This window comes from Caballeronia sp. LZ034LL, assembly GCF_031451215.1.
Classification (GTDB): Bacteria; Pseudomonadota; Gammaproteobacteria; order Burkholderiales; family Burkholderiaceae; genus Caballeronia.
On the sequence record NZ_JARUXR010000003.1, the window covers coordinates 488,189 to 509,968 of the forward strand.

At 64.8% G+C, this 21,780-nt stretch carries 18 protein-coding genes; 10 read left to right on the forward strand and 8 right to left on the reverse strand.

All coding sequences use genetic code 11. The annotated features are described in order from the left end of the window. Positions 1-3 precede the first annotated feature (3 nt). From QCE83_RS23290 to QCE83_RS23315, 6 genes are all read left to right on the forward strand, one after another. Positions 4-798, forward strand: coding sequence for an ABC transporter permease (locus tag QCE83_RS23290; protein WP_309816781.1), 795 nt, complete (start codon positions 4-6; stop codon positions 796-798). Positions 799-808: 10 nt separating this feature from the next. Further along, a complete protein-coding gene (locus QCE83_RS23295; RefSeq protein WP_309816783.1) occupies positions 809-1,159 on the forward strand; it encodes a (2Fe-2S)-binding protein in 351 nt (116 codons plus the stop codon). Continuing rightward, the gene (locus QCE83_RS23300) at positions 1,156-2,580 is read left to right on the forward strand and encodes an NAD(P)/FAD-dependent oxidoreductase (RefSeq protein ID WP_309816785.1); all 1,425 of its coding nucleotides are present in this window, start codon (positions 1,156-1,158) and stop codon (positions 2,578-2,580) included. Before QCE83_RS23295 ends, QCE83_RS23300 begins: the two co-directional genes overlap by 4 nt. Then, positions 2,573-3,700: an FAD-binding oxidoreductase gene (locus QCE83_RS23305; protein WP_309816791.1), complete on the forward strand. Its 1,128-nt coding sequence runs from the start codon at positions 2,573-2,575 to the stop codon at positions 3,698-3,700. The genes QCE83_RS23300 and QCE83_RS23305 overlap by 8 nt, the downstream gene beginning before the upstream one ends. 35 nt (positions 3,701-3,735) lie before the next feature. Further along, a complete protein-coding gene (locus QCE83_RS23310; protein ID WP_309816793.1) occupies positions 3,736-4,782 on the forward strand; it encodes an ABC transporter substrate-binding protein in 1,047 nt (348 codons plus the stop codon). A 517-nt stretch (positions 4,783-5,299) separates the two neighbouring features. Further along, on the forward strand, positions 5,300-6,397 hold the full coding sequence (locus QCE83_RS23315) for a type I restriction endonuclease (protein ID WP_309816795.1): 1,098 nt from the start codon (positions 5,300-5,302) through the stop codon (positions 6,395-6,397). Between the two features lie 80 nt (positions 6,398-6,477). Here the strand turns inward: QCE83_RS23315 and QCE83_RS23320 are convergent, their stop codons facing one another. The 6 genes from QCE83_RS23320 to QCE83_RS23345 all read right to left on the reverse strand — a co-directional run bounded on the left by QCE83_RS23320 (position 6,478) and on the right by QCE83_RS23345 (position 15,384). Continuing rightward, on the reverse strand, positions 6,478-7,215 hold the full coding sequence (locus tag QCE83_RS23320) for an SDR family oxidoreductase (RefSeq protein ID WP_309816796.1): 738 nt from the start codon (positions 7,213-7,215) through the stop codon (positions 6,478-6,480). Positions 7,216-7,282: 67 nt separating this feature from the next. Continuing rightward, positions 7,283-8,080, reverse strand: coding sequence for an isocitrate lyase/phosphoenolpyruvate mutase family protein (locus tag QCE83_RS23325; RefSeq protein WP_309816799.1), 798 nt, complete (start codon positions 8,078-8,080; stop codon positions 7,283-7,285). Positions 8,081-8,148: 68 nt separating this feature from the next. After that, positions 8,149-9,321 (reverse strand): MFS transporter, encoded by a 1,173-nt coding sequence (locus tag QCE83_RS23330; protein WP_309816802.1) that lies wholly within the window; start codon positions 9,319-9,321, stop codon positions 8,149-8,151. A gap of 143 nt (positions 9,322-9,464) precedes the next feature. Then, the gene (locus tag QCE83_RS23335) at positions 9,465-10,943 is read right to left on the reverse strand and encodes an efflux transporter outer membrane subunit (protein ID WP_309816805.1); all 1,479 of its coding nucleotides are present in this window, start codon (positions 10,941-10,943) and stop codon (positions 9,465-9,467) included. Next, on the reverse strand, positions 10,940-14,131 hold the full coding sequence (locus tag QCE83_RS23340) for an efflux RND transporter permease subunit (RefSeq protein ID WP_309816808.1): 3,192 nt from the start codon (positions 14,129-14,131) through the stop codon (positions 10,940-10,942). The genes QCE83_RS23335 and QCE83_RS23340 overlap by 4 nt, the downstream gene beginning before the upstream one ends. Then, the gene (locus QCE83_RS23345) at positions 14,128-15,384 is read right to left on the reverse strand and encodes an efflux RND transporter periplasmic adaptor subunit (protein WP_309816811.1); all 1,257 of its coding nucleotides are present in this window, start codon (positions 15,382-15,384) and stop codon (positions 14,128-14,130) included. Before QCE83_RS23345 ends, QCE83_RS23340 begins: the two co-directional genes overlap by 4 nt. 145 nt (positions 15,385-15,529) lie before the next feature. Here QCE83_RS23345 and QCE83_RS23350 point away from each other — a divergent pair, with 145 nt between their 5' ends. Next, positions 15,530-16,048 carry a helix-turn-helix domain-containing protein gene (locus tag QCE83_RS23350; RefSeq protein WP_309816814.1) on the forward strand — a complete coding sequence of 173 codons (519 nt, stop codon included), beginning with the start codon at positions 15,530-15,532 and terminating at the stop codon, positions 16,046-16,048. A 3-nt stretch (positions 16,049-16,051) separates the two neighbouring features. Here QCE83_RS23350 and QCE83_RS23355 read toward each other — a convergent pair whose 3' ends face one another. Next, positions 16,052-16,972, reverse strand: coding sequence for a LysR family transcriptional regulator (locus tag QCE83_RS23355; protein WP_309816817.1), 921 nt, complete (start codon positions 16,970-16,972; stop codon positions 16,052-16,054). A gap of 89 nt (positions 16,973-17,061) precedes the next feature. On the opposite strand from QCE83_RS23355, the gene QCE83_RS23360 reads away from it, so the two are divergent. Further along, on the forward strand, positions 17,062-17,574 hold the full coding sequence (locus QCE83_RS23360) for a DUF1993 domain-containing protein (RefSeq protein ID WP_309816821.1): 513 nt from the start codon (positions 17,062-17,064) through the stop codon (positions 17,572-17,574). Between the two features lie 175 nt (positions 17,575-17,749). After that, positions 17,750-19,051: a sugar efflux transporter gene (locus QCE83_RS23365; RefSeq protein ID WP_309816824.1), complete on the forward strand. Its 1,302-nt coding sequence runs from the start codon at positions 17,750-17,752 to the stop codon at positions 19,049-19,051. Between the two features lie 72 nt (positions 19,052-19,123). Here the strand turns inward: QCE83_RS23365 and QCE83_RS23370 are convergent, their stop codons facing one another. Then, on the reverse strand, positions 19,124-19,285 hold the full coding sequence (locus QCE83_RS23370; RefSeq protein ID WP_035508907.1) for a DUF1328 family protein: 162 nt from the start codon (positions 19,283-19,285) through the stop codon (positions 19,124-19,126). A 534-nt stretch (positions 19,286-19,819) separates the two neighbouring features. Between QCE83_RS23370 and QCE83_RS23375 the strand changes: the two genes are divergently transcribed. Then, a complete protein-coding gene (locus QCE83_RS23375; protein ID WP_309816828.1) occupies positions 19,820-21,736 on the forward strand; it encodes an AAA family ATPase in 1,917 nt (638 codons plus the stop codon). Positions 21,737-21,780 lie beyond the last annotated feature (44 nt).

Below are 21,780 nucleotides of genomic sequence, written 5' to 3' on the forward strand. Positions count from 1 at the left end.
ATCATGCGTAAAAACGGTCCCATCGCCCTCGCGTTCCACACCATCGTCATTCTCTTCGTGCTCGCGCCGCTCGCTGTCGTCGTGCTGGTTGCGTTCACGCCTGAAGAGACGCTCACGTTGCCCACGCACGCGCTGTCGCTGCGCTGGTTCCGCGCGATCCTCGATTATCCGGACTTCATTTCGGCTTTTTTCAATAGCGTCAAGCTTGCTTTTGCGTCGGCCACGCTGTCGCTGATCATCGCATTGCCGGCGGGACTCGCAATTGGCCGCGCGCGCTTTCCAGGCAGAAATTTCCTGAACGCGCTGTTGCTTTCTCCGCTCGTGATTCCCGGCCTCGTGCTCGGCATCGCCATGCTGCGTTTCTTCGCGATGATCGGCGCAACCGGTTCGTTCGCGTGGCTGATCCTCGCGCACATGATCGTCATCACGCCGTTCGTCATGCGGCTCGTGCTGGCTTCGGTGACCGGCATGGACCGCAGCGTCGAGCATGCGGCGGCGTCGCTGGGCGCGGGCGCATGGACCACCTTCCGCCGCGTCACCTGGCCGATGATCCTGCCCGGCATCACCGGCGGCTGGCTGCTCGCGTTCATCAACAGCTTCGACGAGCTGACCATGTCCGTCTTCGTCACGTCGCCCCAGACCATCACGCTGCCGGTGCGCATGTACATGTACGCGACCGAATCGATCGATCCCATGATGGCTTCCGTGTCGGCGCTGGTGATCTTCATCACTGCCGGGGCCATGCTCATCCTCGATCGCGTGTATGGGCTCAACCGCATTCTGATCGGCCAGCACTGAACGACATCTCATGACTACCCCGACGTCCCGCTGCGCCCCGCAATTCGTCCGACTCGCGGAAACCGGACGCGCGCCCGTTTCCTTCATCCTCGACGGCACGCCCACGCAAGCCCTCGCGGGCGACACGCTCCTCACCGCGATCCTCTTGCAGCAGCGCCATCTGCGCCACAGCGAGTTCAACAACGCACCGCGTGCAGGCTTCTGCCTGATCGGCGCGTGTCAGGACTGCTGGGTGCGCGGCGAGGACGGCACCCGCATGCGCGCGTGCTCCACACGCATCGAGGCCGGCATGCGCATCGTCACGCAGGGACAATGCGCATCGCACACATCGCCCACAGCGAACCCGGAGGATGCGCAATGAGCGACGAGCGCCGTGTGGTGATCGTCGGCGCGGGCCCTGCGGGGATTCGCGCGGCGCAGACGCTGGTGGGCGCCAGCGTGCGGCCGGTGGTCATCGACGAAAATCCGCGCTGGGGCGGACAGATCTATCGCCAGCCGCCGGCGGATGCGGGCTTCGCGCGCGCGAAATCCACGCTCTATGGTTTCGAGGCCGGCAAGGCCGATGCCGTGCACCGCACGATGGAAGCGCTCTTGCCCGAGATCGACTATCGACCGGGCACGCTGGTCTGGTCATGCGAAGCGAACCGGCTCGATACGCTTCACGCGGGCCATGAAGCGAGCGTGCCGTTCACGCATCTGATCATCGCGAGCGGCGCGACCGATCGCGTCATGCCGCTCCCCGGCTGGACGCTTGCAGGCGTCTACACGCTCGGCGGCGCGCAGGTCGCGCTGAAGTCGCAGGGTTGCGCGATCGGCGCGCGCATCGTGCTGGCGGGGACGGGGCCTTTGCTTTATCTCGTCGCCTATCAATACGTGAAAGCAGGCGCGCAGATCGCCGCCGTGCTCGATACCAGTCCGCTCGCACGCCAGGCCGCCGCCACGCCGCGCATGCTCAGCCAGCCCGCGACATTCGCGAAGGGCTTGTATTACGTGGCATGGCTGCAGGCGCGCGGCGTGCGTATCGAACGCGGCGTGACGCTCGATGCCATCGAAGGCGAAGACGCCGTGCGTGCGATCCGCTGGCGCACGCATCGCGGTGACGCGCGCGCGCTGGACTGCGATGCAGTCGGCATCGGTTTCGGTCTGCGTCCGGAGACCCAGCTCGCCGATCTCGCCGGTTGCCGCTTCCGTTTCGATGCGCTGAATCGCTGCTGGATTCCGGAACGCGATGCGGCCGGCCGCAGTTCGGTGCGCAACGTGTATCTCGCAGGCGACGGCGCAGGCATCGCGGGAGCCGATGCCGCCGAACTCGCGGGCCAGCGCGCGGCGCTCGCGCTGATCGAGGACCTCGGCATCATGACGCATCGTCACAGCCAGCCCGATGCCGCGCGGCTCGAACAGCAACTCGCGCGCATCGGTGCGTTTCGCGTCGGCATCGAGCAGGCGTTCGCGCCGCCCGATCATGCCGCGCAAAGCTGGCCCGACGATCTCGTGATCTGCCGCTGCGAGGAAGTCACCGCAGGCACGCTGCGCGCGTGCGTACGCAGCGGCCTCGCCACCGAAGTGAACCGGCTGAAGGCACTCACGCGCATCGGCATGGGCCGCTGCCAGGGGCGCATGTGCGGTGAAGCGGCCATCGCGCTGCTCGCTGCCGAAACCGGCAAGCAGCCGTCCGAAGTCGGCAGGCTGCGCAGCCAGGCGCCCATCAAACCCATTCCCATCACGCCGATGCTCTACGACGACGGCGTGCAGGTCCAGCCCGAGGAAGCCCACGATGAATGATGCGCGTCACTACGATGTCGTCATCGCGGGCGGCGGCCTCGTCGGGTCATCGACGGCGCTGGCGCTGGCATTGCAAGGCCTGCGGGTCGCATTGATCGAACGGCGCTTCTGCGGGGCGCAGGCGAGCGGCGTGAACTATGGCGGCGTGCGCACGCAAGGCCGCAGTCCCGAGCAGATGCCGCTCGCGGTGCGCGCGCGAAGCGTCTATGCTCGCTTGCCCGAGCTGATCGGCATCGATGGCGAGCTGGTGGTGTCCGGTCATCTGCGGCTTGCACGCCGCGAAGCCGATCTCGATGTGCTCGACCGATGGTCCGCGATGGCGCGCGAGCATGGCGTCGAATCGCAGGTGCTGCGCGGCGCGGAGTTTCGCAAGCGCTATCCATGGCTGGGTCCGGCGGCGATCGGCGGATCGCTCTGTCCGAGCGATGGTCATGCCAATCCGCGTCTCGTCTCGCCGGGTTTCGCACATGCTGCACGTCGCGCCGGTGTCGACGTGCGCGAGCAGACCGAGCTCGCCGATATCGTCTTCGACGGCACGCGTTTTCAGATGCGCGCGGGCGATCGACGCATCAGCTCGGACTGGCTCGTCAACAGCGCGGGTGCCTGGGCCAACCGTATCGCGGGCAGCTTCGGCGAGACCGTGCCGATGAAGCCCATCTATCCGAACATGTGGGTGACCGAGCCGCTGCCGCGCTTCATCGGCCACAGTCTCGGCGTGGTGGGCGGCGGCGTGTATGCGCGGCAGGTGGAACGCGGCAATTGCGTGATCGGCGGCGGCCGTGGTCATGGCGACGGCGAGTATGCGCAGCCCTCCACCGCCACGACGCGCGCCGTGATGCGCGATGCCTGTGCGCTGCTGCCGGCGCTGCGCGATGCGCTGTTGATCCGTACCTGGAGCGGCGTGGAAGGCGAAACGCCGGACAGCAATCCGGTCATCGGCCTGAGCCGCACCACGCCGCGTCTGCTGCATGCTTTCGGTTTTTCGGGCGGAGGCTTCCTGCTTGCGCCCGGCGTCGGCGAAGTGCTCGCCGAACTCGTCACGCAAGGCGAGACCCGCACGCCGATCGACGCGTTCTCGATTCAACGCTTCAGCCGGGTGCCGCTCTCCGCTGCTCACTAACCTCAAACGCAATCGCCATAACAAGGACAATCACGATGAACCTGCCCCGCACACTCGCCTCCGTTGCCGCGCTCGTCGCGCTCGGTGTCTCGTCGCAAGCCTGGTCGCAGAGCAAGACGATCTACATCGGCATGAACGGTGGACCGATGGAGAAGGCCTACACCAGCCAGGTGCTGCCCGACTTCGAGAAGGCCAACAACGTCAAGGTCGTGGTGGTGCCCGGCACGTCGTCCGACGTGCTCGCGAAGCTGCTCGCGAACCGCAACAGTCCGCAGATCCATGCCGCGTTCCTCGACGACGGCGTGATGGCGCGCGCCGTCAGCATGGGCATCTGCCAGAAGCTCGATGACGCGCCCGTGCTCAAGGAACTCTATCCGTTCGCGCGCCTGAAGGACGACATGGGCGCGGGCGTGCAGCTCGGCATGACCGGCATTGGCTACAACACCAAGCTGTTCAAGGAAAAGGGCTGGGCGCCCCCGACCTCGTGGATGGACTTCGCCGATCCGAAGTACAAGGGCAAGGTCGTGTTCCAGTCGGCCTCCAGCAGCACGTTCGGCCTGCATGGTTTCCTCGCGATCAACCGTCTGCTCGGCGGAAGCGAAAAGAACGTCGAGCCGGGTTTCAGCAAATGGGCGACGACGGTCGGCCCGAACGTCGTCGAATACATTCCGAACTCGGCGAAGCTCTCCGAGATGATCACCACGGGTGAAGCCGGTCTGTTTCCGCTCACGCCGACCGCCATCGGCGACCTGAAGGACAAGGGCCTGCCGGTTGCCTACGTCGCGCCCAAGGAAGGCGCCGTGCTGCTGCTGGTCGATCTGTGCGTCGTGAAGAACAATCCTGATCCGGCGCTTGCGCAGAAGCTCGCACAGTATCTGCTGTCGGCGCCTGCGCAGACCAAGGCCGCTGAAGCCGGCAAGCAGATCCCCACGAACTCGCACGCGAAGATGACGCCGGATATGGAGAAGAATCTCGGCGACCTGAACTCGCTCGTGAAGAAGGTGACGGTGGTGGACTGGGACACCATCAACGCGAACCGCGCGCAGTGGGATCAGCGCTGGAATCAACAGATCGAGAAGTAAGCAGTTCGGGCTGGACGGCGGCGCGGCAGTGGTTCTCTTTCAGCGTCTCGCGGGACCTGAATCGAGGCTGCCGAAGCCGCCTGTCCATGGCTTGATGGCCTTATTTGGAACGACCAGTTCCGCATTTTTTTGCAACAGCCGGAGCCTTCGTGGGCGAGGCACCGCGGCCCGTTCCGATAAAAAGCGGAACGCGTTCCGCTAATTAACGCACGAGCAACACCGCGGAAATTGCTCCAGCCGCGGATTCATTGCACGCGATCATTATCGGCCATCGACAATGAGGGAGCCCGCGCGATCAACTCGCGGAGGCAGTGCACCGACTCCTCCCCATGCACTGGAGCAAGATTCATCGGCCCATCCCCATCGCCACAATCAAGCTGCAACGCAATCAGATAAATTCTATTTCTGAAACTTCGTTGCGCCTCTGCAAAGCTTGACATTCTTTTACGTTCACAAAGGCCGGATCGTGGGACTCTCGCGCGGGAGCGATTCGTCTAAAAACGGAGAAGAAGAGAAAATGGATTTCATTGATGAAGTGAGGACTTTGGCGGCACGCATCGCAACAGCAAAAGATATGGTGCAAACCGAAGAGGCAACCAAGAATGCCATGGTGATGCCGTTCATCCATCTGCTGGGATACAACGTCTTTGATCCTCTCGAGGTGACGCCCGAACTGATCGCCGATGTCGGCACGAAGAAAGGCGAGAAGGTGGACTATGCGATCCTGAAGGACGGAAAGCCAATCATGCTGTTCGAGTGCAAGAAGTCCGGCGGCGATCTGAACATCAATCATGCAAGCCAGCTGTTCCGCTATTTCCACGTCACGGAAGCACGATTCGGGGTGTTGACGAATGGTCTCGTCTATCGGTTCTTTACTGACCTTGAACAGCCGAACAAGATGGACGAGAAGCCGTTCTTCGAATTCAATATAGTCGACTTTCGCGATCAGGATGTCGATGAGCTGAAGAAGTTCGCCAAGGCTGCGTTCGACCTCGAAAACATCCTGACCACGGCAAACCACCTCAAATATACGCGTGCGATCAAAAATACCCTGAACGAATGGATGGCTGAGCCTCCCGAGGAATTCGTCCGGCTCGTGTCTGCGGAATTCCTGGCAGGCAAACATTTCAGGACCACGGTGAAGGATCAGTTCACGCAGATCACGAAGCACGCTTTTCAGCAGTTGGTGGCTGACAAGATCAATGGTCGTCTGAAGGGCGCCATGACGCCGGAACCGGCGTTGCTTCCATCGGCTCCACAGGCAGGGAGCGACACGGCGGCCGGTGATGCATCCGAGCCGACTGCTATCGAGGTCGAGGCATTCCAGATCATCCGGGCAATCCTGCGGCCTGTCATATCGCCGGGGATGGTGGCGATACGCGGCGCGGCGAGCTATTGCGCGATTCTCTTCGACGATAACAATCGCAAACCCATTTGCAGATTGCGGTTCAAGAATGAAAGCAGGCTTGTCATCGGCGTATTCGACGACAAAAAGGAAGAGGACCGTGTGCATCTCGAGAATCTGGATGCGATTTTCGAGCTTTCAGATAGATTGAAAGCCTGCGCGAGTGCATACATGAAACCGGCGCGGGAAGACGAAAGCGCTATCGCATAGTGGTCTTTGTGCATCAATGAGCCGGCCCCGCCGTCGTGCAGGATGACAGCGGACCGGCATACAAAAAACCCCTCTCGTCTTCAGGCGTTTGCGCCGCCATCCACGGTGAGCGTCGCGCCGGTGATATAGCCGGCGTTCGCGCTCGCCAGGAACACCACAGCCTGCGCGATATCCTCGCCCGTGCCGTAGTCGCCGGTGGCCGTCAGCGCTTTCAGCGTCGGCCCGAACGGACCTTCCACCGGGTTCATGTCCGTATTGATGGAACCGGGCTGCACGAGGTTCGCCGTGATCCGCTGCGGGCCGAGTTCTCTCGCGAGACCCTGCGTGAAAGCCACGAGCGCGGACTTGGACGCGGAATAGACGCCGAGCAACGAAGCCGGAACCCGGTCCGCGAAGTAACTGCCGATCGAAATCACACGGCCACCCGCCTTCAGGTGCGGAATTGCGGCCTTCGTAGCGAGAATCGGCGCGCGCACGTTCACGTTGAGCGTGGCGTCGATGTCTTCGAGCGAGATGTCCTTCACATCGCCCATGCGCAGAATGCCGGCGTTGTTGACCAGGATGTCCAACCCTCCCAGCGCCTCTACCGTCTTCTGCACGGATGCGTGGATCGCCGCCGCATCCGCGCTGTTCGCCTGGATCGCGACGCCACGGCGGCCTTCCGCCTCGATTTCCTTCACGACCTGCGCGGCCTGTTCCGCCGACTTCTCATATGTGATCGCAACGTCCGCGCCGGCTGCCGCCAGCGCCTTCGCTATCGATGCGCCGATACCGCGGCTTGCGCCGGTGACCAGCGCGCGTTTTCCTTCGAGCATCATGACCATCTCCAGAGTGGTTTATTGAATGCAACATCGCGAAGGGCGTGTTTCCGCCCATACCGATCCATCAGTTGAACAATCCTTGAATTTCGCCGTAAGGCAGCGGTGCGTCGTCGAGCGCTTCGGAACGGCCGTGCGCGAGGAAGTCCGCGGCCATGGCCTTGGTCCTGCCGAGCACCACCTGCGCGATGCCGCTGCCCGCGCTGAGCCGCCGTACGCCGAGTCTTCCGAGCGTCGCGGCATCGGGCAGGCCCGGCAGCGCCATCACATTCAAAGGCAGCCGGATGTCCCCGACGATCGTCTCGATGTGGGACGGCCGCATCAGCGCCGGAACGAACAGACCGTCCGCGCCCGCCGATGCATACAGCCCGCCGCGTGCAATCGCCTCCTGCGGCTGCTTCGACGGTTCGACGAGGCTCGCAAGAAACACGTCGCTGCGTGCATTGACGAACAGGTCCAGGCCGGCCTTCTTCACGGCCGCCTTGATCGCCTCGATCTTCGCGGCCAGCAGCGATGCCGGGTCGGGTCCGTCTTCGATATTGATGCCCGCAATCCCCAGCTCCGCCAGCCGCAGCACCTGCTCCGCGACGGTCTTCGGATCATCGGAATAGCCGTGTTCGACGTCCACCGACAACGGCACGGTGAGAACCCGCACGATGCGTCGGACGGCGGCGACGACTTCATCGAACGGCAGCACGCGGCCGTCGGGATAACCGAGCGCCCATGCAAATCCCGCGCTTGTCGTCGCAATCGCCGAGGCCCCCTGAGCCTCGATGAGCCTCGCGCTGCCCGCGTCCCACGCGTTCGGCAAAAGAAGGGGCGTCGACTGACCGTGCAGACTGCGGAACGTATCTACCTTGGACATGACTGTTTCCTCAGAAGTGAATTTTGAATCTTGAATGCAAAGAACCTTCAGGAAAGCGGTGGCCGGATTCAGGCCGCCGCCGCGCACTTCGAACTTGCGAACGATGCGATGCGGCGCGTCGCCAGCCCGGAAACCAGGATCGCGATCACCACGGGAACGGCGGCGAGATAGCCCAGGCTGTGGCCCCCTGTCAGCGGGATCAACGCGGCGCCGAGCGTGCCGGCGATGGACACGCCCACATACGTCGCCGACGTGTTGAGGCCGACCAGCACGGCGGTCATCGGCGGGTTGAGGCTCGCGAGGCGGAACTGCTGCGGCACCAGCACGCCCCACGCACAGGCGCCCCACACCGTCACGGCCAGCGCCGCGCTCCACAGATGTGCGCTCGTGACCGGCAGCGTGAAAATGACCAGCGCGACGATCGTCAGCTTGATCACCACCACCTTGTGCGAGCCGATCCGGTCCAGCACACGCCCCGTCAGCAGGTTCGAGAACGTTCCGGCCAGGCCCCACAGCACCAGCAACCCGCCCAGCACCAGCGGGCTATGGCCGGTCGCACGGTCGAACACCACCGCGAAGTAACTGAAGATGATGAAGGTGCCGATCTGCGCGAGTACGGTGGTGGCGAGCGTCAGTCCGACGCGCGCATCAGTCAGCGGCGACAGTCGTTGACGCAGCGAGATGGCCGGCGGCAGCGGCACTTCGGGCATGAACGCGAGAATGCCCACGAATGCGCCGGCGCCGAGCCCGGCGACCAGCACCATCGTCCAGTGCCAGCCCGCCAGGCCGCCGATGACGGCGCCGATGGGCGAACCGAGCGCCGTCGCCGTGGTCAGGCCCGCCACGATGATCGACAGCGCATAGCCGCGCCGCTCCGGCGGCACCAGTGCCGCGGCGGTGCCGCTGGCCGTCGGCGAGAACATTGCCGCGCCGAGTCCGGCCAGCGCGCGCGTCGCCAGCGCCAGCCCCAGGTTCGGCGCCACGATGGTCCCGAGATTGGCCACGACGAAGAGCCCGATACCGCCCAGCAGCAGACGCTTGCGGCTGACGTTCGCGGCCAGTGCGGCGATGGTCGGACCCAGCAGCGCATAGCTGAGCGCGTAGATGCTGATGAGCTGTCCCGCCGCGCCGATGCTCACGTCGAACGAACGGGCGATTTCAGGCAGGATGCCCGCGAAGACGAAGCTGTCGGTGCCGAGCGCTAACATGCCGAGCGCGAGAGTAAGTAGACGACGATCCATTTCGATGTCTCCCTGAAGAAGCAGAGCCTTGAAGTTGCGGCTCCTGATTGCGTTGCGTGACGAAACTATAGGAGAGTCGACCGTCCCGCACTACCGCCCCGAAGTGGGAAGCTGTTCCCCGTGAAGCGGTGAAGTGCGGGCAGTCAGTCGTGCGCGGCCACCTTGTCTCCGGACGCCTCCCAGCCGCCGCCCAGCGCCCGGAACGTCCGCACGGCGGCGCGCGCCGCGTCGGCCCGCGTGGCATCGAGATCGTCACGTGCGACGAGCAATTGACGGTTGGCGTCGAGCACGTCGGTGAGCGTGATCGAACCCGCGCGATACGCCTTCTCCGAGAGATCGCGGGCCCGCGTCAGGGCATCGACTTCCTGTTGCACCTCCTGCGCGCGAACACCGGTTTGCGAAAGCGTCATGAACGCGTTTTCGACGTCTTCAGTCGCCTTGAGCGCCGCTTCCCGGTACTGCGCCAGCGCTTCCGCATACGCACCGCGCGCGCTCTTCACTTCGGCATCCACCTTTCCGAAGTCGAACAGACGCCAGCGCAACGCGCCCGTGCCGACCGGCTGAAACGCCTTGGCGCTGAGAAAATGACCGGCCGAGATGCTGTCGAAACCCAGCGCGCCGGCCAGCGAGATCTTCGGGTAATACTCGGCGAGCGCCACGCCGATGCCCTCGTTCGATGCCGCCAGGTGCCGCTCGGCCGCGATGATGTCGGGACGGCGCCGCAACACGTCGACGGGCGCATCGTTGCTGCTGACCGCCGGGACATCGGGAATCGCGCCGGCATGCGTGACGAGCTCCGCCGTGTAGGTGCCGGGCTGCGCGCCCAGCAGCACATCGAGCCGGTTCAACTGCGCTTCGAGCGAAATCCGCAGGCTCGGCACGCGCGCACGCGCCTGACGCAGCAGCGCTTCCGCCTGCGCCACTTCGCGCTCATCGGATGCGCCGGCCTGCTTGCGCGCCTTCACCAGTTCGAGTAAGCGTGCATCCGTGTCCACCTGATCCTGCGTCACCGCCAGTTCCGCTTGCAGTCCGCGAATCTGCAGATAGGCGTCGGCTGCATCCGCCGCAACCGTGACCCGCGTGCCGAGTTGCGCGGCTTCGGCGGCCTGCTCTTCGTCCGTGGCGGCGGCATGGGCACGCCGCAGACCACCGGCAAGATCGATCTCCCAGCTCGCCGTTGCGCCCGCGACGTATTCCTTCTGATCGCGGCTGTAGTTCGGAAACGCGCTGGCGATGGCGCCGAGCGGACTCTGCACGCTTTGATGTTCCGCCGTGTACGACGCATTCAGATCGACGGTCGGCAGCAACTGCGCCCCCGCCGCCTGAGCCGCCGCCCGCGACTGCGCGACGCGCGCCATCGCGGCCTGGATGCTCAGGTTCTGGGCCAGCGCGCGCTGCACCACCGTGACGAGCTCGGGATCCTTGAAGCCGGTCCACCAGCTGTCGAGGCTCGGCGCGGGCAGCGTGGTCTGCCGCTCGGCGACTTGCTGCGCGTTATGGAACGGCTCCATGTGCGTATCCGGCGCGACGTAGTCCGGGCCCACCGCGCAGGCCGCCAGGAACGCGCTGACGAACAGGCTGCCTGCAATCGCCTTGGAGGTTCTCAACCAGAAGCTGTTCATTTCGTTTCTCCACTGCTGAGTTTGCGCGGCAGCGCGCGCACGTCGTGGACGCCCACCTTGCGTACGAAGGCATAGAACGCGGGCGTGAAGGCGAGACCGAAGAGCGTGACGCCGAGCATGCCGAAGAACACCGTGGTCCCGAGCGACTGCCGCATCTCCGCGCCCGCACCGTGAGCGATGGCGAGCGGCGCCACCCCGGCGATGAACGCGAACGACGTCATCAGGATTGGCCTCAGGCGCACGCGTGCGGCCTGTGTAGCTGCGTCTTCCGCATTAAGACCGTCTTCTTCCTGACGCTGCCGCGCGAACTCGACGATCAGGATCGCGTTCTTCGCCGCCAGCCCCACCAGCACCACGAAACCGATCTGCGCGAGGATGTCGATCGGCATGCCGCGCATGTTCAGACCGATGGCGGCCGCGAGCAGACACATCGGCACGATCAGCACGATCGCCAGCGGCGTCTTCCAGCTTTCGTATTGCGCGGCCAGCACGAGGAACACGAACAGCGCAGACGCAGCGAAGATCGCCAGCGGCGACATGGTCTGTTCTTTCTGTTGATGAGCCAGGTCGGTCCATTCATACGTGATGCCGTTCGGCAGCACCTGCTGGGCGAGTTGTTCCATGCGTTCGATGGCATCGCCGGATGACAGCCCCGGACCCGCCGCCCCCATGATTTCCGCAGCCGGATACATGTTGTAGCGCGGCACGCGATACGGCTGCGTATCGCGCTGGAAGGTCGCCACGCTGCTGATCGGAACCATGTCGCCACTGGCGTTGCGCACCTTGAGCCTGCCGATGTCTTCCGGCGTCCGGCGGAACGCCTCGTCGCTCTGCACCCGCACCTGGTACGTGCGGCCCATGAAGTTGAAGTCATTCACGTACTGCGAGCCGAGATAGAGCTCCATCGTCGAGAAGACGTCCGTCGGCGTCAGGCCGATCTTCTGTGCCTTGAGACGGTCGACATCGGCATAGACCGACGGCGCGCCTGCATCGAACAGCGTGAACACGCCGCCGAAGGTCTTGTCCTTGTTCGCCGCCGCCACCAGCGCGTGCGCCGCGTCCGCGAGCGCTTGCGGACCGAGGCCGCCACGGTCTTCCAGCATCAGCTTGAAGCCGCCCGCCGCGCCCAGCCCCTGCACCGGCGGGGGGTTCACCACCACGACCACGGCGTCCTTCACGCCGGCCACGCGCTTGCGCAGTTCGACCAGCATCGAGGCCGCATTGACGCCCGGCACGTGCTTGCCATACAGCGAAGGCAGACCGTAGAACAGCGTTCCCACATTCGGCGCGATGGTGCCGGTCGTCACATCGAAACCGGATACCGGCGAGGTGTGCGTGACACCCTTGAGTCCGGGGGTATCGAGCACGATGTCGTTGATCTCGCGAATCACCTTGTCGGTGCGTTCGAGACTCGCGCCCGGCGGCAGGAAGGCAATCACCGCCTGATAGCCGATGTCCTGCTCCGGAATGAAGCCCGTCGGCATTCTCGACATCTGCAAGCCGGTTGCCGCGATCAGACCCGCGTAGACGACCAGCATCACCGTGGTCGCGCGCACGGCGCGGCTGGTCATCTTTCCGTACTTCGAGGAGAGCCATTCGAACGATGCGTTGAAGCGGCCGAACACCGCATGATGCAGACGGCCCAGCGTCGTGGAACCGCCATGCGTCTTCTCCATCTCGTGCGGCTTGAGCAGCACGGCACAGAGCGCCGGGCTCAGCGTCAGCGAGACGAAACACGAGATGACCGTGGACGCGGCGATGGTGATCGCGAACTGCTTGAAGAACAGGCCCGAGATGCCGGACATCAGCGCGGTCGGTCCGAACACCGCACACAGCGTCAGCGCGATGGCGATGATCGCCGTGGACACCTCCTTCATCGTCTGGTGCGCGGCCTCGCGCGGACTCATGCCGAGCGCCATGTTGCGCTCGACGTTCTCGACCACCACGATGGCGTCGTCCACCACGATGCCCACCGCCAGCACCAGTCCGAACAGCGACAGGTTATTGATCGACGCGCCGAACAGCGACAGCACGGTGAAGGTGCCCACGAGCGACACCGGAATGGCGACCACCGGAATGAGCGTGGCGCGCCAGTTCTGCAGGAACAGATACACGACGCCCACCACGAGCAGGATGGCAATGGCGATCGTCACCGCGACTTCGTGAATCGACTGGGACACGAAGGTCGTCGGGTCATAGATGCGGATGTAGTCGACACCGGGAGGAAAGCTCTTCTTCAGCTCGGCCATCTTCGCCCAGACATCGTGTTCCACTTGCACGACGTTCGCATCGGGCGTGGCGATCACGAACCACGGCGTGGACGCATAGCGGTCGGCATAGGCTTTCGAGCCGTAGTCCACTGAGCCGAGTTCCACGCGGCCGATGTCGCGCATCCGTGTGACGCGTCCCTGCGCATCCGACTTCACCACCACGTCGCCGAACTGCTCGGCCGTGCTCAGGCGGCCCAGCGCCTCGACGTTGATCTGATACGCACCCGTGCCCTGGTTCGACACCGGCGGCTGGTTCAGCACGCCCGCCGACACCGCGGCATTCTGCGCACGCAGCGCGGCAAGGATCTCACCCGCGCTGATACGGTATGAAGCGGCCTTGTCCGGATCGATCCAGATGCGCATCGCGTACTGCCGCTCGCCGAACAACTGGAAGTCCGACACGCCCGGCAGCCGCGCAATCTGATCGCGCACCTTGAGCATGTAGTTCGACAGATACTCCGGGCTGCGCGAACCATCGGGCGAATAGACGTGGACGCCGAGCAGCAGCGCCTGGATCGTCTTCTTGACCTGGACGCCCTGCAATTGCACATCGGCGGGCAGGCGCGACAGCGTGTCCTCCACGCGGCTGCGCGTGAGCAGCAGCGCCGTGTCCGGATTCGTGCCTACCTTGAAGATCACCGTGATCGTCAGTTGGCCGTTGCTGGTCGACTGGCTCGCGATGTAGTCCATGTTCTCGACGCCGTTGATTGACTGCTCCAGCGGCGTGGCGACTGTGCGCGCGATCGTATCCGCCGATGCGCCGGGATACGAGGTCGTGATCTGTATCGTCGTCGGCACGATGTTCGGATACTGCGCGACCGGCAGCTTGAACATCGTCGCGAGGCCAACGAGCACGACGAATATGTTGAGCACCGCGGCAAAGCGCGGATGCTCGATGAAGAAGTGCGTCAGTTTCATGATTTCGCTCCATCGGCATGCGGCTCGGCCGAGAACTGGATGGTCCCGGTGCGCGGGTTGATCTTCGAACCGGGGTGAACGGACGGAATGCCGTCGATCACGACACGGTCGGTCGGCGCCAGCCCCGAACGGATCACGCGCAAACCGCCGCGCAAGTCGCCGACCTGCACCTTTCTGGGCGTCACCACGTCGTCTGCGCCGACCACGTACACCATGTGATCGGTCTGGTCGTCGAGCACCGCGGCATCGGGCACGAGCAAGGCCGGTTGCGGCGCGGTCGTCGCCAGCCGGACCCGCGCAAAGCCGCCCGGGGTCAGCGCGAGATCGCGATTCGGGATCGTCGCGCGTGCATGGATGGTGCCGCTCGAGCGGTCGAGTGCGTTGTCGATGAAGTCGAGCTTGCCGGTGCGCGTGAAGCCGCTGTCGCCGGTGGGCGAGAGGCTCACGGTGTCGGACAGCGGTCCTTGCAGGTTGCCGCGCGCGCGCTGGAACGCCGCGTAGTCGGTCTCGCTGATGTCGAAGTCCAGATAGACCGGATCGAGCGACACGAGCGTCGCGAGCAGCGTCGTCGGGCCGCTGCCGGCGCGGCTGCCGGAGACCAGATTGCCCGTCGAGACGAGATGCGTGCCCATGCGCCCCGTGAACGGCGCCACGATCCGGCAGCGGTCCAGGTCGAAGCGTGCATCGCGCACCCGCGCATTGGCGCCGTCCACGGCGGCCTGCGCGGCGCGTTGCTCGGCCACTTTCTGATCGACGTTCTGCGCGGTGCCCGCTTCCGCGCGTTGCAGTTCCTGTGCGCGGGCCAGCTCACGCGTCGCCAGCGCCAGCCGCGCATTCGCGGCGCCGAGTTCAGCGGACGCCTCCGCGAGCTTGATCTGATACGGCTCGGGATCGATCTCGAACAGCAGGTCGCCCTGATGCACGACATCGCCATCCTTGAACAGGATGCGCGTCAGCGTCCCGCCCACCTGCGCGCGCAGTTCGACGCGATTCACCGCCGAGAACTGCCCCAGGAACCCGAGCCGCCCTTCTATGTCGCGCTGCAACGGCGTGCTGATCGTCACCGAAGGCGGCGGCGCCACCGCGACCGGCGCCGCGCCGGAGCGGTGCAGCTGAAACGCCGTCGCGGCCACCGCGACGACCACCAGGCCCGCCACGCCCTTGCCGATCCATCTGACCGAAGGCGGCTTCGGTTTCGCTGTGACGTCTGAAGCGGGCACGCCCGCTTCGGCCGGATCAATCTGGTTTTCCATGGCTATCCTTGGCTGGTTGTCCACAAAGTTTCGTGACGCAACTATAGGCAAGGCAACCGGCGCACGGTACGGGCTGAAACCGGGAAGCTGTTCCCCGTAGAATGGTTAAGTTGCGTGATGAAACTTGAGATAGCATGGGCGCATCATGTATAGAAAACGCTTCGACGGAATGGATTGCTCGATCGCTCGCGCCCTCGAAGAGGTCGGCGAGTGGTGGACGCTGCTGATCGTGCGTGAGTGCACGCAGGGCAGCCGGCGCTTCGACGAGTTCCAGAGCGGGCTGGGCATCGCCCGCAATGTATTGACGGCCCGGCTCGAACGCCTGACCGAACTGGAGATCCTCGAACGCTTCCCGGTTGCGGAACGCGCGAATACCTTCGGCTACCGCCTGACTTCAAAGGGCGAGGACTTGTATCCGGTGCTCGTCGCGCTGATGCAATGGGGCGACAAATGGCTGCGGCCGAACGGCAAGCCGCCTATCGCGCTGGTCGAACATGCGAGCGGCAAGCCGGTCGAGGCGCTGGAAGTGCGCGGATCGGGCGGGTGTTCGCTGGGCTATCGGGACGTGCGCTTCGCGGCCGGTCCCGGCGCGACCAAAAAGACGCGTGCCGTCGTCGACAATCGCAATGAGCGCGTGCTCGGCGATCCCGAAGAAGAAGGCTGAAACTCAGCGCCGCTGCGGCTTGCCGAAGCGCGACAGCGACTCCCGCAGCTTCGGCGCGGCGAAGTCGATGAAATGCCGCAGCTTGATCGCCATCAGGTTTCTCGACACATGCACCAGATGCACCGGCACGGGTTCGATCTCGAACTGCGGCAGGAGGACTTCGAGTTGTCCGCTGCGCAGCGCTTCGTCGGCGTCGTGCTCGAAGACGAAGGTGATGCCGGCGTCATCGGCGGCGGCGCTGACCGCCGCATCAGGCGACGTCACTTCGAGCCGCGGCTTGACCTCCAGCATGTAGACCTTGTCCGTCGACGGCAGCCGGAAACGCCACGGCGACAGATAAGGGCTGTTGAAGACGACGCACGCATGCTTCACGAGTTCGTCGGGTTCGGCGGGCGGCGCAATGCGGGCCAGAAAACGCGGACTCGCGCACACCACCGGGCGCAATGAACCGATGCGCGTCGCGATCATGTTGCTGTCCGGCAATTCGCCGATGCGCACCGCGAGATCGGCGTGGGCGTCGATCAGATCGACGTTGCGGTCGGAGAGCAGCAGCCGCACGGTGATGTCCGGATACTGCGCGAGGAACTGATTGATGACCGGCAGGACGTGCAGGCGGCCCAGCTGCACGGGCGCGGTGACGACGAGTTCACCGCGGGCGGTCGAGAACTCGCCGGTGGCTTCGTGCTCCTGTTCCCGCACCAGTTCGAGGATGCGGCGCGCGGCGGCGACATAGGCGGTGCCGGCGTCGGTCAGCGCGAGCTTGCGGGTGGTGCGGATCAGCAGCCGCGTGCCGAGCAGTTCTTCGAGATCGGCGACCTTGCGTGTCAGCGTGCTGACGGGAATCTTCAGTTCGCGCGCCGCCGCCGAGAGACTTCCTCCGTCCACGGCGGTCACCAGCATCTGCATGGCTTCGAGTCGGTCCACCGCATCGGCTCACAGGAATGGGGTCGCGGTATTGTAGGGGAAGTGGGCGGGCAAGGCTCGTTGCGAACCTCTGTTACAGGAGAACGGCAATGTATGCACAGGCTATCGCGCAGTGCGCGGAAGCAGTCAGGACGATGGACACTTATCTGGACCGCGCCGAACGCTTCGCGCAAGCGAAGAAGTTCGATGTCGCCGTGTTGCTCTCGACACGGCTCGCGCCCGACATGGCGGGATTGCTGTATCAGATCCAGAGCGCCTGCGACTATCTCAAGGGCGGCGCTGCCTATCTTTCCGGAAAACAGCCGCCGCGTCACGAAGACAACGAACAGACGCTTGCCGAAGCGCGCGAACGCATTCGCAAGACACTCGCATTCGTCGGGAGCGTGACGGCAAGTCAATACGATGACGCGGCCAGCCGGATCGTGAAGGTATCGTGGGTGTCGGGCACACTGTCGGGCGAGAACTACCTGTTGCAGATCGTGATTCCGAACGTGTACTTTCACGTCGCGATGGCGTATGCGATCCTGCGCGCCAATGGGGTCGATGTCGGCAAGCTGGATTTCATCGGCAAGGTGAATGCGATAGAGGAGCAAGACGCGTGACCCTGCCGTGAAGCATCGCCAAATATTTTGTTACAGCAAAACCATCCGGCGATGGGCACACTGCGCACTGGCCCACAAGTCTCTGCCCTGCCCAGTGCGAGGAACATCGCTTGCGGGCCCTGCACTTCAAAAGCTTTGAACGCTTCGAACGCCACGGCCCACCCCTCCCCGCCCGATGAACGCCCGCCTGCTCAGCCTCACCCGCATTCCGTTTTTCCTGCCGCTCTCCGCGGCGACGCTGATGCTGGGCATCGCCATGTCGTTCACCGCACCCTATCTGTCGCTCTTCAGCGTCGAGCAGGCAGGCATGACGCCGCTGCAACTCGGTCTCTTCATGACGATGATCGCGGCGAGCGGCGTCGTGACGAGCGCCTTCGCGGGCAAATGGACCGACCGTCGCGGACATCATCGCGAGTTGTTGCTGGCGGCGCTGATTGCATCGGCGCTCGGCTTCCTGCTGCTGTGCCTCGTGCGCAACTACGCGGGGCTGATGAGCATCGGCATCGCGTTCCTCGGCGCGGGCGGCGCGGCCATGTCGCTGGTGTTCTCCTTCGCGCGCTCCGCGCTGCCCATCGAAGACGAAGCGCAGCGCGCCTTCGCGCTCGCCACCCTGCGCACGGTGCTTTCCATGGCATGGGTGTTCGGTCCGTCGGTGGGCGCGCTGGTGCTGGCCGGCGCGGGCTTCTACGGCCTCTTCCTGTTCGCAGCAGCCTGCTTCGCGGCTTGCGGCGTGATCGTCTGGCGCATGCACGATTCACCGAAGGGCGATCCGCACAGCGCGCCCGCGCATTACGCCGGCGACCCTTCGTCGCTTCTGGAAGTCACCGCACCCGACACCGAAACGCTCGCGCCGCCGCATGCCGGCATCTCGCATCCGCGCGCGGACATCTGGCGCGCCACAGTGGCGCTGACGCTCATCGGCCTCGCCGCCAGTGCGACCATGATCGTGCTGCCGCTCTATGTCGTGCATGGCATGCACGGCACGCGCATCGACGTGTCCATCATGCTGGGTCTCGGCGCCTTCCTCGAAATCCCGATGATGCTGGCGCTCGGCGCGCGCGGCTCGCGTCTCGACAAACAACGCTGGCTCGCCGCCAGCGCCGCCGTGCACATGGTGTACTTCGTCGCGGTGGCGGCGTCGCCCGGCATTCACAGCCTGATTCCGATGCAAGCGTTCAGCGCCTTCGTGGTGTCGGTGACGTCCTGCCTCGGCATGACCTACATGCAGGACCTGATGCCGCGCAGCCCGGGCGCCGCGACTGCGTTGTTCTTCAATGCATCGCGCGTCGGCTCGATCCTGTCCGGCGTGCTGTCGGGTGTGCTGGTCGCGGCGCTGGGCTATCGCGGCACGTTTCTCGTGTGCGGCGCATTGACGCTGGGCGCATGGGTGCTGTTCATCAATCCGCCGTTCGCGGACTATGCGAGGCGCGTGCATCGGCACTGGAAGGCGCGTCGAAGCGAACGGTTGGCGAAATGAAAGACACGGATTTTGGGCGAAAAAAAAGCGTCGTGCCGCGTGGCGCGGACACGACGCTGGCCAGCCGAAGCGTCATCGCCTCATCAGGCCCATCACCAGCGTGACGAGGAAGATCACGAGGAAGATGAAGAACAGGATCTTCGCGATGCTTGCCGCGCCTGCGGCAATGCCGCCGAAGCCAAGCGCGGCGGCGATGATCGCGATGATGAAGAAGACCAGCGCGTAGTAGAGCATGACGGTATCTCCCGGGTTATCGAATGTTCCGCGCTTCGCATGTCGCACGGATCGTGCCTGTAGCAAATCATGGACAAGCAAGCAGTATTCCTTACCGGATGGAGCGGACAGTTTTGCCGTGCTATCCTTGCCTCGCCCCTGCGTACGCCATCGAACCTGCATCGATTTGCGAGCGTGGAGCGCCCGCCTGCGAACGGCCGTTAAATTACGCGGACCGTTTGCCGTTAAATAAAAACAGGACGTTAAATCGACAAGGCGCGGGCCCGCTCCCGTCCCTCGTGCCGTTCCGCGTTACTGAATGGTCATGCAATACGGGCACCATTCCAGCGGAGCCTCCCGAACAGGGCCATCCCGCATGGTTGACGATCTGCGGTTCAAGGTCGATCGCCTTGCCATCTGGTGCGCCATACGAGTCCTGGCGCGCCCGGCAGGCATCCCGCCACCGTGAGCACGCGTCCGGCACGCCCGGATGTCTCAGTCCCCGACGAAAGCTTTGAGTGCGGCGCCATCGCGGCCCCCATTAGGAACACATTGATGAAACCGGTAAGGAATTCGCTGCGGTCGCGCGTCGGCCGCCTTGTCGCGTGCGGCGTGCTCGCCGCCGCACTCGTGGCCACCGTGGGCTTTCTCCATTGGCGGCACGAACAGCGCCTCGCAGCGCCCTCGGCCGCTGCCCTGACCGGCGTCGCGCACCAGATGCGGCATGACGCGTCGGCGTGGTCGCATCAGGAGAAGGATGCGTCCGCCATGCTCGCCGATATCCGCGCGGGCCAGGTGGCCGCCATCGGCGTGAGCCGCGAGGCGATCCTCGTCTCGACGCTCAAGGGCGACAAGTACTATGTCGCCGATCACAACGGCGCGTTCTCGAATTCCCTGCTGCTCGGCGACCTGAAGCCCGGCAGCGCCACGCCGTATCAACTGGTCTGGCTGCCGGACGCGGAGGTACGCACGGGCACGGCGCAATGGAGCGAAATGTTCGACCGCTCGCGCGATGCGCTGAGCCTGCTGCTGCCGCTGCTGATGATCGGCGGCCTGCTGTGGTTCATGCGCCGCGAGATGCGCGGCGGCGCGCAGTTGCTCAGCAAGTCGCCGACGCTGCGCTTCGACGACGTGATCGGCGCCGGCGAAGCGAAAGCCGCGCTCACCGACGTCCGCGCCTGGCTTTCCGAGCCCGCGCAATTCACCGGCATGGGCGTGCGCGCGCCGTGCGGCATCCTGATGACGGGCGGTCCGGGCGTCGGCAAGACGCGGCTGGCGCAGGCGCTGGCGGGCGAATGCGGCGCGAACTTCATCGCCATCACGGGCAGTTACTTCAGCGCGAAGTACTACGGCGTCGGCATCCAGAAGGTCAAGCATCTGTTCGAACTGGCGCGCAAGAATGCGCCGACCGTCATCTTCATCGACGAAGCCGACGGCCTCGGCAAGCGCACCGACACGGGCGGCGGTCCGGTCGAGGCGGAAAGCAACCGCATCATCAACCAGCTGCTCGCGGAGATGGACGGTTTTGCGTCGAATGAAGGCGTGATCATCGTCGCGGCGACCAACCATCCGGACAATCTCGACGAAGCCTTGCGCCGTCCCGGCCGCTTCGACCGCACGGTGCAGGTGCGCCTGCCGAGCCTCGAAGACCGTTCCGAGATCCTGCGCTTCTATGCGGACAACCTGAAGAAGAAGAGCGACGACATCGACTTCGAACAGCTCGCGCGGCTCACCACGGGTCTCTCGCCGGCGTCGCTTTCGATGATCGTCAACCAGGCGGGTCTCGTCGCCCGCAAGGCCGGCACGCGGGAAGTCGCGGCCGAGCACTTCCTGGAAGCGATCAAGATCGCGCGAATCGGCGACATCAACGGCGCGGAACGCGCGCTGTCCGACGACGAACGCACGCGCATCGCGGTGCACGAGGCGGGTCATGGACTCGTGGCGGCGCTGCTCGGCACCGGCGTGCTGGAGGAAGTCACGATCCTGCCGCGTGGCGGCGCGCTTGGCGTCGCGCTGATCACGAAGATGCAGGACAAGCATCTGTATCGCGAGACCGAACTGCGCAACGAGATCCAGGTGCTGCTCGGCGGACGCAATGCCGAACTGCTGATGTTCAACGAGGCGTCGAGCGGCGCCGCGCACGACTTGCAGGAAGCGTCGCGCATCGGGCTCGACATGGTGTCGAAACACGGATTCAATACCGACGGCAACCTCTTCAGTCTCGCCGCGCTGCCGCAGCAGTACGCGGGGCTGCAACTGAAGAACTCCATCGAACACGCGAACGCGCTGCTGCACGAGCTCAACGATGCGTGTTTCGCGCTGTTGCAGGCGAACGCGCCGGTCCTGCGGTCGATCGCCGAGCAGCTGCTCGACGAGGAAACCGTGCCGGGCGAGACGGTGTACCGGCTGATCCGCGAGCATGCGGACTCGCTCGCCAACCTCGAAAGCGACGACGAAGCGCTGGCGGCGTAAGCACGGCATCGGCGGGCGGCCCGCCCGGAGCGATGGCACACTAG

Coding starts and splice junctions, on each gene's coding strand:
- QCE83_RS23330 (WP_309816802.1), bottom strand. CDS start 9,321: ATGGATCGTCGTCTACTTACTCTCGCGCTCGGCATGTTAGCGCTCGGC.
- QCE83_RS23375 (WP_309816828.1), top strand. CDS start 19,820: ATGAAACCGGTAAGGAATTCGCTGCGGTCGCGCGTCGGCCGCCTTGTC.
- QCE83_RS23300 (WP_309816785.1), top strand. CDS start 1,156: ATGAGCGACGAGCGCCGTGTGGTGATCGTCGGCGCGGGCCCTGCGGGG.
- QCE83_RS23320 (WP_309816796.1), bottom strand. CDS start 7,215: ATGATGCTCGAAGGAAAACGCGCGCTGGTCACCGGCGCAAGCCGCGGT.
- QCE83_RS23315 (WP_309816795.1), top strand. CDS start 5,300: ATGGATTTCATTGATGAAGTGAGGACTTTGGCGGCACGCATCGCAACA.
- QCE83_RS23310 (WP_309816793.1), top strand. CDS start 3,736: ATGAACCTGCCCCGCACACTCGCCTCCGTTGCCGCGCTCGTCGCGCTC.
- QCE83_RS23365 (WP_309816824.1), top strand. CDS start 17,750: ATGAACGCCCGCCTGCTCAGCCTCACCCGCATTCCGTTTTTCCTGCCG.
- QCE83_RS23305 (WP_309816791.1), top strand. CDS start 2,573: ATGAATGATGCGCGTCACTACGATGTCGTCATCGCGGGCGGCGGCCTC.
- QCE83_RS23335 (WP_309816805.1), bottom strand. CDS start 10,943: ATGAACAGCTTCTGGTTGAGAACCTCCAAGGCGATTGCAGGCAGCCTG.
- QCE83_RS23345 (WP_309816811.1), bottom strand. CDS start 15,384: ATGGAAAACCAGATTGATCCGGCCGAAGCGGGCGTGCCCGCTTCAGAC.
- QCE83_RS23350 (WP_309816814.1), top strand. CDS start 15,530: ATGTATAGAAAACGCTTCGACGGAATGGATTGCTCGATCGCTCGCGCC.
- QCE83_RS23295 (WP_309816783.1), top strand. CDS start 809: ATGACTACCCCGACGTCCCGCTGCGCCCCGCAATTCGTCCGACTCGCG.
- QCE83_RS23340 (WP_309816808.1), bottom strand. CDS start 14,131: ATGAAACTGACGCACTTCTTCATCGAGCATCCGCGCTTTGCCGCGGTG.
- QCE83_RS23290 (WP_309816781.1), top strand. CDS start 4: ATGCGTAAAAACGGTCCCATCGCCCTCGCGTTCCACACCATCGTCATT.
- QCE83_RS23325 (WP_309816799.1), bottom strand. CDS start 8,080: ATGTCCAAGGTAGATACGTTCCGCAGTCTGCACGGTCAGTCGACGCCC.
- QCE83_RS23370 (WP_035508907.1), bottom strand. CDS start 19,285: ATGCTCTACTACGCGCTGGTCTTCTTCATCATCGCGATCATCGCCGCC.
- QCE83_RS23360 (WP_309816821.1), top strand. CDS start 17,062: ATGTATGCACAGGCTATCGCGCAGTGCGCGGAAGCAGTCAGGACGATG.